This window comes from Caulobacter sp. GW821-FHT05F04, assembly GCF_059419665.1.
Genome location: NZ_JBWKSF010000006.1, coordinates 173,077 through 187,773 on the forward strand (window position 1 = coordinate 173,077; position 14,697 = coordinate 187,773).

The window sequence follows — 14,697 nt, forward strand, 5'->3', positions numbered from 1 at the left end:
GCCGACGCGACGGATCGCGCTGTTGGCCACATCCGGCATGACCCTATTCGTGGGTGCGGCTCGGGCGAATGACGCCACGACGGTGTCTCAGGTCGTCGTCACCCCGACGGCGGGCGAACAGAAGCTGGCCGACGCGCCGGCCACCATCTCCGTCGTCACCCGGCAGGATCTGGAGGCCCGGCCGGTGCAGGATCTGGCCGACGCCCTGCGCGGCCAGCCGGGCGTCAATGTGGGCGGCATCGGCATGACCCGGCGGGGGATCAGCCTGCGCGGCATGCCCGTCGAGCACACCCTGATGCTGGTCGACGGTCGCCGTCTGAGCGCGGTGGGCGGTCTCGTCGCCCACGGCGACTACGACTTGGCCTGGACGCCGGTCGAGGCGATCGAGCGTATCGAGATTGTCCGTGGCCCCATGTCGTCGCTGTACGGCGCGGACGCGCTGGGCGGCGTTGTCAATGTCATCACCCGCAGCGCGACAGACGACTGGCGCGGTTCGGCCACGATCAACGGCTCCTCGCCGGAGGGCGGCGAGGGCAAGGCCTACCAGTTCGGCGGCTATGTCGGCGGCCCGCTGGTCAAGGACAAGCTAGGCCTCAGCGTTTACGCCGACGCCACCGGCCGCAACCCGACCTTCATGGCTTCGGACCCGCGCCAGGCCGAGTTGGAAGGCCGCCGTTCGGTCAACGGCTCGGCCACCCTGAGCTGGACGCCGGACGCGGCTCAGCGGATCGACCTGACCTATTCGGCCGGTCACGACGTCCGCTATCGCGACACCGTCACGACCGCCGCGCCGATCACCGACTACCGCTTTTCCGACGACATCGATCGCGAGCAACTGGCCCTGTCGCACACCGGCAAATGGTCGTGGGGCGACACCAGCCTTCGCGCCTATCGCAGCGAGCTCAAGCGGGTCAACATTCGGACCAAGAAGCAGACGCCAAGCTCGCCGGTGCGGATTGTCGAGCGAGTCCTCGACGGTCATGTCAGCGTTCCGCTCGGCGACCACCGCGTCAGCCTGGGCGGCGACCTGCGTCGCCAGAGCCTGCGCAATCCCGAGGTCAACGCTTCCGGACGGGCCAGCGCCGACCAGGGCGGCGCCTTCATCCAGGATGAGTGGAGCGTGACCGAGCGCTGGTCGATCGTGGGCGGAGCTCGCTTCGATCACCACGAGGCCTATGACTGGCAGACCAGCCCGCGCCTCTACACCGTGTTTCACGCCACGTCGAAGCTGACCTTGAAGGGCGGCGTCGGCCGGGGCTTCAAGGCGCCGAGCCTCACCCAGCTGTCGCCCGAATACGACGTGGTGGCGGCCGGCGGGCGGTTCACCGTCTACGGCAACCCCAACCTCAAGCCCGAGATCGGCACGACCTACGAGGCCAGCGTCGACTATGACGCCGGTCCCTGGTCGGTCCGCGCGGCGGTCTTCCAGAACGATCTGAAGAACCTGGTCGAGACGCAGTGCACCGCCTTCTGCGGCATCCGGGGTCGTGAGGTGCGTCTCTACGGCAACGTCTCGCGCGCCCGGATCAAGGGTGTCGAGGCCGGCGCCAGCGCCCAGCTGCCGGCGGCCTTCAAGCTGTCGGCCAACTACACGCACTTGGACACCGAGAACCGCGCGACCGGCGCCGAGCTGACCGAGCGCCCGCGCAATAGCCTCAACGCGCGTCTGGAATGGGCGCCGCGCGAGGATTTTTCGGCTCAGCTTCGCGCCGAATATGTCGGCCGCCAGCTGGTGAGCACCGGCGTGCTGCCCGACTACAGCCTGTGGTTCTTCGAGGCCCAGAAGCGGCTGACCCCGAACGTCGCCCTTCGGATCGGTGTGGAGAACATCACCGACCAGCGCCTGGCCGAGAAATCGAGCGGCTACACCTATGCCGAGCCCGGCCGTCTCTACCACCTGGGCTTCAACCTGAGCTTCTGATGCAGCGCGCGGTCTCGTTCCTCGGTTTTCTCTGGCTGCTGTTCATCGCGGTCGGCGCGACGAACGCGCAGGTTCCGGCCGCGCCCGTCATCAGGGTCGTCACCACTGACTTTGTCCTGCCCGGCAAGATCGCGCGCCTGGACCGCTGGGCCAAGGAGCAGGGGCTTTCGGTCGAGAGCCTCTATGTCGAGACCGACAAGCGCGATCCCGCCGCCTGGGGCGAGGGCGCCGACCTGCTTGTTCTCGACACCCCGCGCGGCAATGACCTGGCCGCCGTGATGGCCAAGGCCGGAAAGGCGCTGGAGGCCAGCAAGACCCCCTGGCTGCGCGTCGGCGGCGGTCCGCCGGCCTATGGCGGCGGGCTTTCGCCGGAGCTGGGCCGGCGCCTGGTCAGCTATTACGGCAACGGGGGGCAGGCCAATCTCGGGCTGTTCTTCGCCGCCTACCGGACCTGGCGGGTGGGCGGGGACATCGCCAGTCTCCCGCCGGCCCAGATCCTGCCCAAGGCGGGCGTCTATCACCCCGACGCCGCGGCGCCGTTCGCCAAGGTCGAGGACTATCTGGCGTGGGGTGAGGGGCGTTGGCGCCGGGGCGCGCCGCGCCTGGGCGTGATCACCTATGGCGGCGCCCTGGCCAGCGGCGAGACCGGTCTTCTGGACGCCTTCGTCCGCGCGGCCGAGAAGGATGGCCTCGCGCCCATCGTCTTCTGGTTCGAGGCGAGCGATCCGGAGGCGATCGGCAAGATCGCCAAGGCCGGCAAGGTTGATGTGCTGATAAATCTGCAGCACCTGCAGAACGGCGCGGCGCGCAAGGCCGAGTTCGAGGCCCTGGGCGTGCCGGTGATGGCCGGCTTCACCTACCGCGAGGGCGACATCGCCGCCTGGCGGGCCTCGCCCACCGGCATCTCGCCGCAGATGGCCGCCGTGCTCCTGGCCACGCCCGAAAGCTGGGGCGTCAGCGACCCGATGGTGGTGGCCGCCGTTGAGAAGGGCGAGCTGACGCCCATCCCGGAACAGGTCGCGGCGATGGTCGGCAAGGCTCGGCGCCTGGCCTTGCTCAGGACAAAGGCCAACGCCGACAAGCGCCTGACCCTGATGTTCTGGAACCACCCGGGCGGCGAGAAGAACATCGGCGCGTCGAACCTCAACGTGCCCCGCAGCCTGGCGGTCTTGACCCAGCGGCTCGCCGCCGCCGGCTACGACGTTCCGCCGACCCAGGAAAAGATCCTGATCGAAGACGCTCAGGCCATGCTGGGCGGCTATTACCGGCCCGAGGCCCTCGATGGTCTGCTCGCGCGTGGTCTGGCGACGACCGCGCCGCTGGCCGACTACACGGCCTGGCTTGATCGCCAGTCCGCCGCCGTGAAGCAGGCGGTGGTCTCTCGCTGGGGCGCGCCCGAACGTCATTGGGCCGTGCGCACGGTCGGCGGGCGGCGCGTCTTCGTGATCCCGCGCTTGACGCTGGGCAAGTTAACCATCCTGCCGCAGCCGCCGCGCGCCGACCGGGTGGGCGAGTCCTATCACGACACCAAGGTCGCGCCGGGGCATCTCTATCTGGCGACCTATCTGATGGCGCGCCAGACCTTGGCGACCGACGTGCTGATTCACTTCGGGACCCATGGCACACAGGAGTGGACGCCGGGTAAGGACCGTGGGCTTTCGGTCGAGGACTTTCCATTTCTGACGGTCGGCGATCTGCCGGTCTTCTACCCCTACATCCAGGACAACATCTCCGAGGCCATCCAGGCCAAGCGCCGGGGGAGGGCGGTGACGATCAGCCACCAGACCCCGCCGTTCGCGCCGGCCGGCCTCTATGACGAGCTGCGCGACCTGCACGCCCTGATCCACGAGTACGATCAACTGGACGTCGGGCCGGTGCGCGATCGCACCGCCGGGCAGATCCAGGCCTTGGCGCGGTCCAGCGGCCTCGCCGGCGACATGGGCTGGAGCGACGCGCGGCTTGGCGCGGAGTTCCCGGTCTTCCTGCTGGCGCTGCACGACCACCTGCACGCCCTGGCGGCGACGGCGACCCCGCTCGGCCTGCACACGTTCGGCGAGGCCGCCGAGGTCGAACTGCGCGCGGCCACGGTCATGCAGCAGCTGGGCGAACCCTACTACAGGCGCCTCGGTCTCGACCCCAAGGAGGTGTTCGCCGAGGACTTCGGGGCGCTGAAGACCTCGCCGGCCTATGTTCTGACGCTGCGCCGGCTGAAAAGCGCCGAACCGCTGGCGGACATCGCCGATCCGGAGCTCTCGGCGATGCTGGAGCGCGCCGCCGAGCTCGACCGTAACCTAGCCCAGACCGGCGAGGTCGAGGCCCTGCTGGCCGGTCTCTCCGGCGGCTTCGTGCGCCCCGGATCGGGCGGCGATCCTGTCCGCAATCCCGAAGTTCCCAGCGGCCGCAACCTCTTCGCTTTCGAGCCCGACAAGCTGCCGACCAAGGCGGCCTACGCCGCGGGCATGCGCGCCTTCGACCAGCTCTACGACGCCTATCGTCGGCAGCACGGCGCGCCGCCGGAGAAGCTGGCCTTCTCCCTGTGGTCGGGCGAGGCGATCCGCACCCTCGGGATCGTCGAGAGCCAGGCGCTCTACGCCATGGGCCTTCGCCCGATTTGGGATCAGGGCGGGCGGGTGACCGGGCTTGAGATTATCCCCGCCCAGGAGCTGGGGCGGCCACGCGTCGATGCGGTGCTGCAGGCCACCAGCGTCTACCGCGACCAGTTCGACGGCTTAATGCGTCTGGTCGGGGGCGGCGTGAAGCGGCTGGCGGCCCTTGATGAGCCGGGCAATGTCGTGGCCGCCAACAGCCAGCGGATCGAGGCGGAGCTGATCGCCGCCGGCATGGCGCCCGAGCGCGCCCGCCGCCTGGCCGCGGCGCGGATCTTCAGCAACGCGCCGGGCGATTATGGCAGCGGCGTGCCCGAGGCGACCCTGGCTTCGACGACCTGGAACAAGGATGATGAACTGGCCGACCGGTTCCTCGATCGGCTGCAGTACGCCTATGCCGACGACGCCTGGGGCGAGAAGCCGGCCGAGAAGAACCTGTTCGCGGCCCAGCTTCGCGGCGTGCAGGCCGCCGTGCTGTCGCGGTCCTCGAACCTGAACGGGGTCCTCTCGACCGATCACCCGTTCGAATATCTCGGCGGCCTGTCGATGGCCGTGCGCCGCCTGGACGGCAAGAGCCCGACGCTGTTCATCACCGACGCGCGCGGCGCCGAGCCGAGGATCCGCGACGCGGCCTCCGTGCTGGCCGACGAGTTGCGCGGCCGCTACCTCAATCCCGAATGGATCAGGGCCATGAAGGCCGAGGGCTATGCCGGCACGCTGGAGGTGCTGGACGTGACCAACAACCTGTTCGGCTGGCAGGTCGCCGATCCTTCCATGGTGCGGCCCGAGCAGTGGCAGGCCATGCATGAGACCTTCGTCATGGATCGCCGCAAGCTGGGCTTGAACGCCTGGTTCGAGGCCAGCAATCCTACCGCCCAGGCCCAGATGATCGAGCGGATGACCGAGGCGGTCCGCAAGGGCTACTGGCGTCCGGACGAACGCACTCTGCATGAAATGGCCGAGCGCTGGCGCGAGCTGACGGCGCGCAAGGGCGCCCAGCGCGGGGCCAAGCCGACGACGGCGGTGCTGGAGGCGGCGCTTGGCGGCTTTGGTCTGTCGCGCGGCGCGACGGCGTCCCCGGCTAAAGCCGCCGCTCCGTCGGCGCCCGCCCGGATCTCGCCGGCTCCGCCGCCGGCGCCGAAGGTCAAGGGGCGCCTGCTGGAAAAGGTGGTTCCGCCGCCGGCCAACGCGCCTAAGCCGTCGCACGCCATGCTGGGCCTGCTGGCCTTGATCGCCCTGCTCGTCGCCGGAGCGGCGCGGCAGCTTCTTTCCAATGCTCGTATCTCCGAGGAGTCCTCGTATGCAAAGTCTTGAGGCGGGTCTGTTCGACCTGGCCCGACTGTTCCTGCCGCCGGCGCTGGCGCTGATCCTGCTGGCCCTGGCCTACGCTTTCGTGGCGCTGGGCGGCTTTCTGATCGAAGCCGCCCAGCGCCGGGCCGGCGTCCACCGCTCCGGCCTGGCGGCCTATCAGGCCAAGACGGGCGCTGGCAGCGACGATCTGGAGCTTTGGATCATGAAGAAGCTGGAATGGTTGCGGGTGACCTCGCGCAGCGCTCCGCTCCTGGGCCTCGTCGCGACCATGATCCCCATGGGGCCGGCGTTGCTGGCCCTGGGCGAGGGCGACGGCGGCGCCATCGGCAAGAACCTGGTCGTGGCGTTCTCCGGCGTGGTTCTCGCCCTGATCGCCGCCAGCATCACTCACTTCGTGCTCACCATCCGTCGGCGCTGGTTGCTTGAAGACCTGCGCGCGCTCGAGCGGGGCGCGGTCTGATGCGGTTCCTGGAGGACGACGAGGCCGACGATCCGATCCTGTCGGTGGTCAATCTGATCGACCTGTTCGTCGTGGTGATCGCGATCCTGATGATCCTGATCGTCCGTAATCCGCTCAATCCCTTCAACGCCGACAAGGTGGTGGTGGTGAAGAACCCCGGCCAGAAGGACATGAGCATGATCGTCAAGGATGGGAAGGAGATGACGCGATACGAGGCCCGTGGCGCGATCGGCGAGGGACAGGGCGTCAAGGCCGGGATCACCTACCGCCTGCCAGACGGCAAGATGGTGTACGTGCCGGAGTGAGCTGAGGCCTTAAGTCGTGTGGACGGTTGTCGAAGCCATGGGATGATGGCAGCGACGCGCGCGACCAATTGCGCCTGATCATCGGCTTGGCCGCGCGCATCCCCGCGGTTATGGCCGAGAGCCTGGACGGCGCTCGCGGCTCGACCACACACTATCGACCGACTTTCAACAGCAGGTGTTTGAGCGCCAAGCTGACATGCTTTTCGACAGCGCTCTTCGAGATTTGAAGCCGTTTCGCCGTTTCGGGGTGCGTGAGGCCTTCCAATTTGTGCAGCCAGAACACTTGCCGTGTCATTGGCGGCAAAGCCCCAAGGGCCTGGATGAGCCGTTCCAGACGCAGGCGAGCACAGGCAGCGGCCTCGGCGTCCGCCGCGTCGGCAATGTCCATGGCGCCGAAGCTCGCATGATTTGCGTCTCGCCAAGCCGCGTCTCGCGCGCCGGACCGGCGCTGGGCCCGCAAACGATCCAGGAGCAGGTTCGACGCCAAGCGATAGAGATAGGCCGACGGATTCTCGATGGCCCCGCCGTCTGCCCGCCGGACCTTGAGGTAGAGGTCCTGCATCAGGTCCTCGACGTCTCCGCCGCCGCCGGTCCGGACGGAGAAGAAGCGACGCATGTCTTCACGTCGCGCGAAATAGGTGGCGATGAGTGGGGAGCCCGCCGATGAAGGGGGAGCGTTCACTGGACTTGGCGCCTAATCGCCTGGACCGATGCCGCGGCCGCTTGACCGCGAGACGTCAGCATTGAGGCCCCAGCATGAGGGCCGGGGCGATGACGCGATGACTGCGGTCCATGAAGATCCAAGCTCCTAAAGCCACGCCTTTCTGATCGCGTTGCGCCTATGCCCGAGCCCGGTTGAGCAACCGTGGAAGCCATGTTGCGACTTCGTGCAGGACCCTGGCGTCGCCCGCCGCGCCCGTCGCCCGCCGCTGCGGCTCCGCTCGAAGGTCAGCTGCTGGCGCTGCTGGTTCTGACCGCGCGGGCGCCTAGGCCGGAGCGGCGGTTAACGCGCGCCGCACGAGAGGGTGAGATGAAGAATCCTCTCGTCGGCAGCGGCGCCGTGACGACCCGCGATCGTCTGATCGATGAGGCGGTGCGCGTCAGTTTCGTGATCCAAATGCATCACTCACCCGATCTTCGCGCCGTGCTCACGATCTCGCTTGGCTAATGTTATGCTATAACATACTGGGCGGTGGTTCGCTTTTTTTGGAGAAGCCACATGCGGCTGCGTTCGATGTTGTTGACGGCGTCCAGCGCCGGAGTCCTGCTGGCGTGGGGCGCGGTCGCCGAGGCCCAGGACCTTGGTCATTCGGTGTCGGAGGTGGTGATCACCGCCTCGCCGCTTAGCGGTGACCCGGACCGGTTCGCGACGATCGTCGAGCAGGTCAGCCGCGATCAGGTGCTGGCCAATGGCGGCGCCAGCCTGGCCGACGCCCTGCGCAACGTCCCCGGCGTGGCCGGCACGGGCTTCGCCGCCGGCGCCAGTCGCCCGGTGATCCGCGGCATGGACGCCCAGCGCGTCAAGCTGGCTGAAAACGGCTTGTCCAGCTCGGACGTCTCGGACGTCGGTCCCGACCATGGCGTGCCGATCGACCCGCTGGCCGCCCAGGATATCGAAGTGGTGCGTGGCGCGGCCACCCTGCGCTATGGCAGCCAGGCGATCGGCGGCGTCGTCAACGTCATCAACAACCGCATCCCGATGAAGCCCATCGACGGGATCGGCGGCGAAGCCACGGCCGCCTACGGCTCCAGCGCCAAGACCGGCGAGGGCACGCTCAGCGTCGATGCGGGGCAAGGTCCGTTCGCCGTGCACTTCGACGGTTTCGGTCGTCGTTCCAGCGACTACGACACGCCCGAGGGCCAGCAATCCAACTCGTGGTTCCACGGCAACGGCTATTCGGGCGGCGCGTCCTATTTCTTCGGCGACGACAGCCGCGTCGGCGCCAGCGGTACGCACTACAAGGCCCGCTACGGCATCCCCGCCGAAGACACCTTCATCAACATGAAGCAGGACAAGGGCGCGTTCGGCGGTTCGTTCAAGTTCGGCGACGGCGTGCTGCAGCGCCTCAATGTCGACGCCGGCTATGCCGACTACACCCACAGCGAGATCGACCCGGCGACCAACCAGGCGCTGTCGACGTTCAACAACAAGGAATGGGACGGTCGCGCGGAGGCCCTGTTCGGCCAGACCGGCTTCCTGTCGGCTTCCGCCCTGGGCGTCCAGTTCCAGGATCGAAAGTTCAGCGCCCTGGGCGAAGGCGCCGACTATCTTAAGCCGACCCACACCGTCAGCACCGCTGGCTTCGCCTTTGTCGAGGCCCCGATTGGTCCGCTGCAGTTCCAGGGCGCGGCGCGCGTTGAGCATGTCCGAATCGACGGCACGCCAGCCTCCGGCGTCGAGACCCGTAAGAAATACACGCCGGTCAGCGTCTCGGCCGGCTTCACCTATCAGGCTTCCGACGCCCTGCGGCTTGGTCTGACCGCCGCCTCGGCCGCGCGCGCGCCGGCCCAGACCGAGCTCTTCGCCATCGGCCCGCACGATGGTCCGCTGACGTTCGAGACCGGCGATCCGAACCTGAAGATCGAGCGCGCCAACTCGCTGGAGGCGACGGCGCGCTACAAGATCGGCAACGAAGGCCGGATCGAGGCCTCGGTCTGGGGCGCGCGGTTCGACAACTACATCTTTGGCGGTCTGACCGGTCGGATGTGCGACGAGGACGGCGTTTGCGAAGTCGGCGGCGCCGGCGAACTGAAGGAGCTCAACTACGGCCAGCAGGACGCCAAGTTCTGGGGCGTCGAGGCCAAGGCCTTCTTCCCTCTGGCTTCGGTGGGCGGCGGCAAGCTGTCGGGCCAGGTCCTGGGCGACTATGTTCGGGCCAAGTTCAGCGGCGGCGCCGGCAACGTGCCCCGCATCCAGCCTGGCCGTTTCGGCGGCGGTCTGGAGTGGGACAACGGCGCGGTCGACGCCTCCTTCCTGATCCTGGCGGTCGCGAAGCAGGATCATGTCGGCGTCGCCGATCTGGCGACCGACGGCTACACCTCGGTGGACGCCCAGGTGCGCTGGAAGCCTTTCAAGGCCAAGCCGGGGATCGCGCTGACGCTGGTGGGTCACAACCTGGCCGACGAGACCATCCGCAACGCCACCGCGCTCAACAAGGGTGAGGTCGTGATGCCGGGTCGCGACATCCGTCTGGTGCTGAGCGCCAAGTTCTGACGAGCCAGGCGTCGCGGGTCGGCCAGTTTGCCGGCTCGTGACGCCGTCTTCGACTTTTCGGGCCGCATGGTTCTCGATAGCGTCCTCGCCGAGCGGCCCGTCACTCCGATCCCGCACGCCAGGAGACTTCCATGACCCAAAAACCCGGCGATCCGGACCGCTCGGGCGACGCGGCGTCCAAGCCCGCCGACCCGTCCCGTCGCCGCTTGTTCGGGGCGGTGGCCCTGGCTGGCGTCGCGGGCGCGGCTCTTGGCGCGGAGGAGGCCAACGCCGCGGCCTTCGGCCTCGGGCGCCTGTCGGCGCGCGAGATCGATCGGCGTCTGGCCAAGGCCATCGACACCGTCGTGGTGATCTATGCGGAGAACCGCAGCTTCAACAACCTGTTCGCCGACTTCCCGGGCCTGCGGGAACCGTTGAAGAGCTTGCCGCCGGAACGGGCGCTGCAGCGCGACCGCGATGGCCGGGTGCTGGATCGCTTGCCGCCGATCTGGGGCGGCCTGGTCCCGCACGAGCAGGTCGTCGAGCACGCCCGCTACCACATCGCCGAGGCGGACCTGCCGCCGCTGGCCAACGCGCCGTTCGCCCTGAAGACCCAGGACGGCGATCCCTTGCCGCACGGGGTGGTCACCCGTGATCTGGTCCACGCCTTCTACCAGAACCAGATGCAGATCAACGGCGGACGGAACGACCAGTTCGTCGCCTGGGGCGACAGCGGCGCCATGGTCATGGGCCACTATGGCGACGCGGCGGTGAACCTGCGCCTGTGGCGACTGGCCGAGCAATATACGCTCTGCGACAACTTCTTCATGGGCGCGTTCGGCGGCTCGTTCCTGAACCACCAATATCTGGTGGCCGCCCAGCCCCCGTTCTATCCGGACGCCGAGACCAGCCCGGCCGGCGCGGTGATCGCCCAGGTCGAGGGCGACGATCCCAAGGGCGCGCGGCTAAAGGCCTTGGCGGATTCGCCGGCCAGCGCCTTGGACGGGCGGCCCAGGTTCGCCCCCAGCGCGCTGACCCCCGACTTCTGGGCGGTCAACACCATGGCCCCGCCCTATGCGCCCAGCTGGAGCCAGGACAAGACCGACCCCCGGCTGGCCGATCCGTCCCAGCCGATGACCCTCGTGCCGCAGGTCCACGCCACGATCGGCGACCGCCTGAGCGCCAGAGGCGTCGACTGGGCCTGGTACGCCGGCGCCTGGGGCGAGGCCCTGGCCGGCGGCCGGGATGAAGAGGTGTTGTTTCCGGCCAAGCCGAACTTCCAGGCTCACCACCAGCCGCTGAACTATTTCAAGAGTTTCGCGCCGGGGACGGCCGAGCGCGCCAAGCGGCTGCTGGACGCCGGCCTGGGCGACAGCCCCCGCACCAACCGGTTCCTGGCCGACGCCGCGGCCGGGCGCTTGCCGGCGGTGAGCTTTTACAAGCCGCAGGGCGACCTCAACATGCACGCCGGCTATTCGGACGTGGACGCGGGCGACCGCCATATCGCCCGGGCCATCGACGCCCTCAAGAGCGGGCCGCAATGGGACAAGATGCTGGTCATCGTCACCTTCGACGAGAACGGCGGCTGGTGGGACCACGTGGCGCCCCCCAAGGGCGATCGCTGGGGACCGGGCACCCGGATTCCCGCGCTGATCGTCTCCCCGCACGCCCGCAAGGGCCACGTGGACCACACCCTCTATGACACCGGTTCGATCCAGCGGTTCCTCAATCGCCGCTTTGGCCTGGAGCCGCTGCCGGGCGTCGTCGCGCGCGACCAGGCCATGTTGGCGGCGGGCGGTGTCGCGCCGGGCGACCTGACCGCGACCCTGGCTCTATGAGCGTCCTGGGTCCGGAAGCCTGACCGGTCGCGCCGGGGTGGCCGCCGCGAGTCCCTGGGCCAGTTGCACGCCCGGCCGCCCGGCCTCGACCGCGAACCGCCGCGGGGGCCGCGCCTCGGCCCTCGGATCCCTGCGATCCGAAATCGCCCAGAAGCGCGTCTCTATGCGCGCGTGGCCTGCCCAATGTCCGCGGCCACCTTCATGGTCGCGGCTGGACAGGCGGCGCGGTTGCGCGTAGGCGAGCGCCCATGGGACTGGGGTGGTCACGTTTGACTCGGATGCAGGCGCGCCTGGGCGCGCTGCTGACCGTCTGCGCGATCGCCGTGCGGGTCCTGATCCCGGCGGGCTACATGGTCGCGCCGACCCCGGGGCAGGGCGGTCTGCCCGCGATCGTCATCTGTACGGCCCAGGGCGCCAAGACCGTCGCGGTCGACGCCAGCGGTGTCGTCCAGGACGATCAAGGCGCCCCCAAGCCGGCTGACGGCAAGGCCAATCCCGACCATGGTTGCGTCTTCGCCGGCGCCGTCACGCCGCTGCCGGTTCCCAGCCTGACCCTGGCCCCCGCCGAAACCTTCGTCACCCGCTCGCGGATCGATCTGCCGCTCGCCCATCAGCGCCCCGGCCTGGGCCTGGCCGCTCCGCCGCCGTTCAAGACCGGACCACCCGCCATCGCCTGACGCCCATCGCCGCCGGCCGCCTCGCGCGCCGGCCCCTTGACGTTCGACGATTGGAATTTTCATGTCCTCCCTGCATTGCCGCGCCGTTTCGGCGCGCGCCCTGCTGGCCGCGCTCGCGGTCAGTCCCGCCGTCCTGCCCGCTCTCGCCCTGGCCGACGACCGCGTCGCCGTAGCGGCCGATCCCGCCGACACCACGCCCTCGGAAGTCGATCCGGTCCTGGTCGTCGGGCGCGGCGACAAGCCGGTTACCGTCGTGCCGCGCGGCCTGGCCGTGTCCCTGGGCCAGACCGAGTTCGAGGCGATCAACGCGGTCAATGTCGAAGACCTGATGAAGTACGCGCCCGATTTCTTCGTGCGCAAACGCTTCGCCGGCGACGACAACGCCGTGGTCGCCCTGCGGGGGACCAACACCGTCCAGAGCGCCCGCACCATCGTGCTGGTCGACGGTTTCGTGGTCTCCAACTTCCTGGGCAATCGCTACGACTATCCGCCCAAGTGGAACGTTGTCGGGCCGGCCGAGGTGCGCCAGTTCGACATCGTCTACGGACCCTATTCGGCCCGCTACGGCGGCAACTCGATGGGCGGGGTGATCTCGGTGACCACCCGCGAGCCCGAGCCCGGCCGCGAGGTCTACGCCAACGCCCAGGCCATGATCATGCCGTTCAAGGAGTACGGCTTTGATCAGACCTTCAAGGGCTATAGCGCCGAGGGCGGGATCTCCTACAAGCAGGACGACGGTCCGTGGAGCGTGCGTGGCGGCTTCCGGCATTTCGAGAACACCGGCCAGTCGATGACCTACAACCTGCTGTCGGCGACGACCGGCGCGGGCACGGCGGTGACCGGCGCGTATGACGACAGGCGTCTGGCCACGCCCGTGTTTGGTGCGGCCTCGCCGGTGCATGTGATCCAGGACCAACTGCGCCTGCGGGTCGGCTACGCGGCGGCCAACGGCTGGGACATCCAGGCCTTGGCCTTTGCCTGGAAGACCAACCAGGACCTGACCAATCCGCGCAGCTGGCTGGTCGATGCGTCGGGCAAGTCGGTCTACCAAGGCAAGGTCAGCTACGGCGGCAAGACCTGGAACGCCACGGGCCTGACGTTCTCCGAGACCGACCGCACCGAATATCTCGCCGGCCTGAAGCTGGCCGGTCCGCTGGCCGGCTGGAAGGCGTCGTTCAACCTGTCGCGCTACTGGATCCCCGACCAGGACGCGCGCACCTCCAACGACTATGCCACGGGCGCGTCCAACGGCGCCGGCACGCAAAGCCGTCAGACCAAACCCGGCTGGTGGACGGGCGATGCGACCTTCGATCGCGTGTTCGGAAAGCACGAGGTCGGCTTTGGCCTGAACGCCAACCTCTACGAGGCCGGGACCGACACCTACGCCACCACCAACTGGCGCACGGCGACCGCGCCGGTCTATTCAACCTCGACCTATGGCAAGACCAGCCTGTGGGGCGTCTGGGCCGAGGACGCCTATGACCTGGACGGCAACTTCGTCCTGACCGGCGGCCTGCGCTTCGACAGCTGGCGCGCCTTTGACGGCGGCATCGGCAAGCGGGTGGGCGGCGCGCGCGTCGACAGCGCCTATCCGGAACGCGACGAGACCTCGGTCAGCCCGAAGCTCTCGCTGCAAGGCCAGATTCCCGGCGACTTCGAGCTGCAGGTCAGTCTGGGGACCGCCAAGCGCTTTCCGACCGTCGGCGAGCTCTTCCAGGGCCGGTTCGACGACATCACCCGCCAGATCGACCCGACCAGCTATGACCCCAACCTGAAGTCCGAGAAGTCCAAGGACGCCAGCGTCATCCTGCGCCGGACGTTCGGGAAGGTCCGCTCCACGACCAGCCTGTTCTATCAAGATATCGACGACGCCATCTTCAGCTTCAGCGGCCTGAACCAGTACGGCACGGTCATCACCTCGTACAAAAACGTCGACAAGGTCCGGCAGTACGGTCTGGAGCTGATCCTCGAGGCCAGTGACGTCCTGATCCCGGGCCTGGACATCGACGCCAATGTCACGCGGATCGACGCCAAGACGATCAAGAACAGCGCCAACACCGCCGCCGAGGGGGTGAAGTTCCCGCGCATCCCCGATTGGCGCTCCAGCGGCAATGTCCGCTATCGCATCAGTGACCACCTCAAGGCCTCGCTGGGCTGGCGTTACGCCTCGCGACCGAACTCCGACCTGTTCGGCCTGTCGCGCGGCGACGCCTACGGCTTCCAGACCGAGTACTTCACGGTCGATACGCGGGTGTCGTGGGACGTCACCAAGAAGGCCCAGCTCAGCGTCGGGATCGACAACCTGTTCAACGACCAGGCCTACGTCTCGCACCCGCTGCCGCAGCGGACCTTCGTCGTCGACATCAAGACCAAGTGGTAGGAGCCT

The 14,697-nt window shown here is 68.4% G+C and carries 10 protein-coding genes; 9 read left to right on the forward strand and 1 reads right to left on the reverse strand.

Going from position 1 to position 14,697, the window contains the following annotated elements:
• Positions 1 to 37 precede the first annotated feature (37 nt).
• The 4 genes from AC07R7_RS16935 to AC07R7_RS16950 are packed head-to-tail and all read left to right on the forward strand — an operon-like array spanning position 38 to position 6,603.
• Entirely contained in the window at positions 38 to 1,921 is a 1,884-nt protein-coding gene (locus AC07R7_RS16935; RefSeq protein ID WP_492884114.1) for a TonB-dependent receptor domain-containing protein, read from the forward strand.
• Positions 1,921 to 5,841: a cobaltochelatase subunit CobN gene (cobN, locus tag AC07R7_RS16940; protein WP_494635979.1), complete on the forward strand. Its 3,921-nt coding sequence runs from the start codon at positions 1,921 to 1,923 to the stop codon at positions 5,839 to 5,841. The genes AC07R7_RS16935 and cobN overlap by 1 nt, the downstream gene beginning before the upstream one ends.
• Positions 5,828 to 6,298, forward strand: coding sequence for a hypothetical protein (locus tag AC07R7_RS16945; RefSeq protein WP_494635980.1), 471 nt, complete (start codon positions 5,828 to 5,830; stop codon positions 6,296 to 6,298). Before cobN ends, AC07R7_RS16945 begins: the two co-directional genes overlap by 14 nt.
• Positions 6,298 to 6,603, forward strand: a complete 306-nt coding sequence (locus tag AC07R7_RS16950) for a DUF2149 domain-containing protein (protein WP_492884118.1) — start codon at positions 6,298 to 6,300, stop codon at positions 6,601 to 6,603. Before AC07R7_RS16945 ends, AC07R7_RS16950 begins: the two co-directional genes overlap by 1 nt.
• Positions 6,604 to 6,754: 151 nt before the next feature.
• Here AC07R7_RS16950 and AC07R7_RS16955 read toward each other — a convergent pair whose 3' ends face one another.
• Positions 6,755 to 7,219, reverse strand: coding sequence for a sigma-70 family RNA polymerase sigma factor (locus AC07R7_RS16955; protein WP_494635981.1), 465 nt, complete (start codon positions 7,217 to 7,219; stop codon positions 6,755 to 6,757).
• A gap of 414 nt (positions 7,220 to 7,633) precedes the next feature.
• On the opposite strand from AC07R7_RS16955, the gene AC07R7_RS16960 reads away from it, so the two are divergent.
• From AC07R7_RS16960 to AC07R7_RS16980, 5 genes are all read left to right on the forward strand, one after another.
• On the forward strand, positions 7,634 to 7,771 hold the full coding sequence (locus tag AC07R7_RS16960; RefSeq protein ID WP_494635982.1) for a hypothetical protein: 138 nt from the start codon (positions 7,634 to 7,636) through the stop codon (positions 7,769 to 7,771).
• 51 nt (positions 7,772 to 7,822) lie between these two features.
• Entirely contained in the window at positions 7,823 to 9,817 is a 1,995-nt protein-coding gene (locus tag AC07R7_RS16965; protein WP_494635983.1) for a TonB-dependent receptor, read from the forward strand.
• Positions 9,818 to 9,948: 131 nt separating this feature from the next.
• Positions 9,949 to 11,634 (forward strand): acid phosphatase, encoded by a 1,686-nt coding sequence (gene acpA, locus AC07R7_RS16970; protein ID WP_494635984.1) that lies wholly within the window; start codon positions 9,949 to 9,951, stop codon positions 11,632 to 11,634.
• Positions 11,635 to 11,912: 278 nt separating this feature from the next.
• Entirely contained in the window at positions 11,913 to 12,311 is a 399-nt protein-coding gene (locus tag AC07R7_RS16975) for a DUF2946 family protein (RefSeq protein ID WP_494636110.1), read from the forward strand.
• A gap of 61 nt (positions 12,312 to 12,372) precedes the next feature.
• The gene (locus tag AC07R7_RS16980; RefSeq protein WP_494635985.1) at positions 12,373 to 14,691 is read left to right on the forward strand and encodes a TonB-dependent receptor; all 2,319 of its coding nucleotides are present in this window, start codon (positions 12,373 to 12,375) and stop codon (positions 14,689 to 14,691) included.
• Positions 14,692 to 14,697 lie beyond the last annotated feature (6 nt).

Bases quoted from the DNA above. Each gene is read 5' to 3' on its own strand.
- AC07R7_RS16935 (WP_492884114.1), top strand. From the start codon at position 38: ATGACCCTATTCGTGGGTGCGGCTCGGGCGAATGACGCCACGACGGTG.
- cobN (WP_494635979.1), top strand. From the start codon at position 1,921: ATGCAGCGCGCGGTCTCGTTCCTCGGTTTTCTCTGGCTGCTGTTCATC.
- AC07R7_RS16945 (WP_494635980.1), top strand. From the start codon at position 5,828: ATGCAAAGTCTTGAGGCGGGTCTGTTCGACCTGGCCCGACTGTTCCTG.
- AC07R7_RS16950 (WP_492884118.1), top strand. From the start codon at position 6,298: ATGCGGTTCCTGGAGGACGACGAGGCCGACGATCCGATCCTGTCGGTG.
- AC07R7_RS16955 (WP_494635981.1), bottom strand. From the start codon at position 7,219: ATGCGTCGCTTCTTCTCCGTCCGGACCGGCGGCGGCGGAGACGTCGAG.
- AC07R7_RS16960 (WP_494635982.1), top strand. From the start codon at position 7,634: ATGAAGAATCCTCTCGTCGGCAGCGGCGCCGTGACGACCCGCGATCGT.
- AC07R7_RS16965 (WP_494635983.1), top strand. From the start codon at position 7,823: ATGCGGCTGCGTTCGATGTTGTTGACGGCGTCCAGCGCCGGAGTCCTG.
- acpA (WP_494635984.1), top strand. From the start codon at position 9,949: ATGACCCAAAAACCCGGCGATCCGGACCGCTCGGGCGACGCGGCGTCC.
- AC07R7_RS16975 (WP_494636110.1), top strand. From the start codon at position 11,913: ATGCAGGCGCGCCTGGGCGCGCTGCTGACCGTCTGCGCGATCGCCGTG.
- AC07R7_RS16980 (WP_494635985.1), top strand. From the start codon at position 12,373: ATGTCCTCCCTGCATTGCCGCGCCGTTTCGGCGCGCGCCCTGCTGGCC.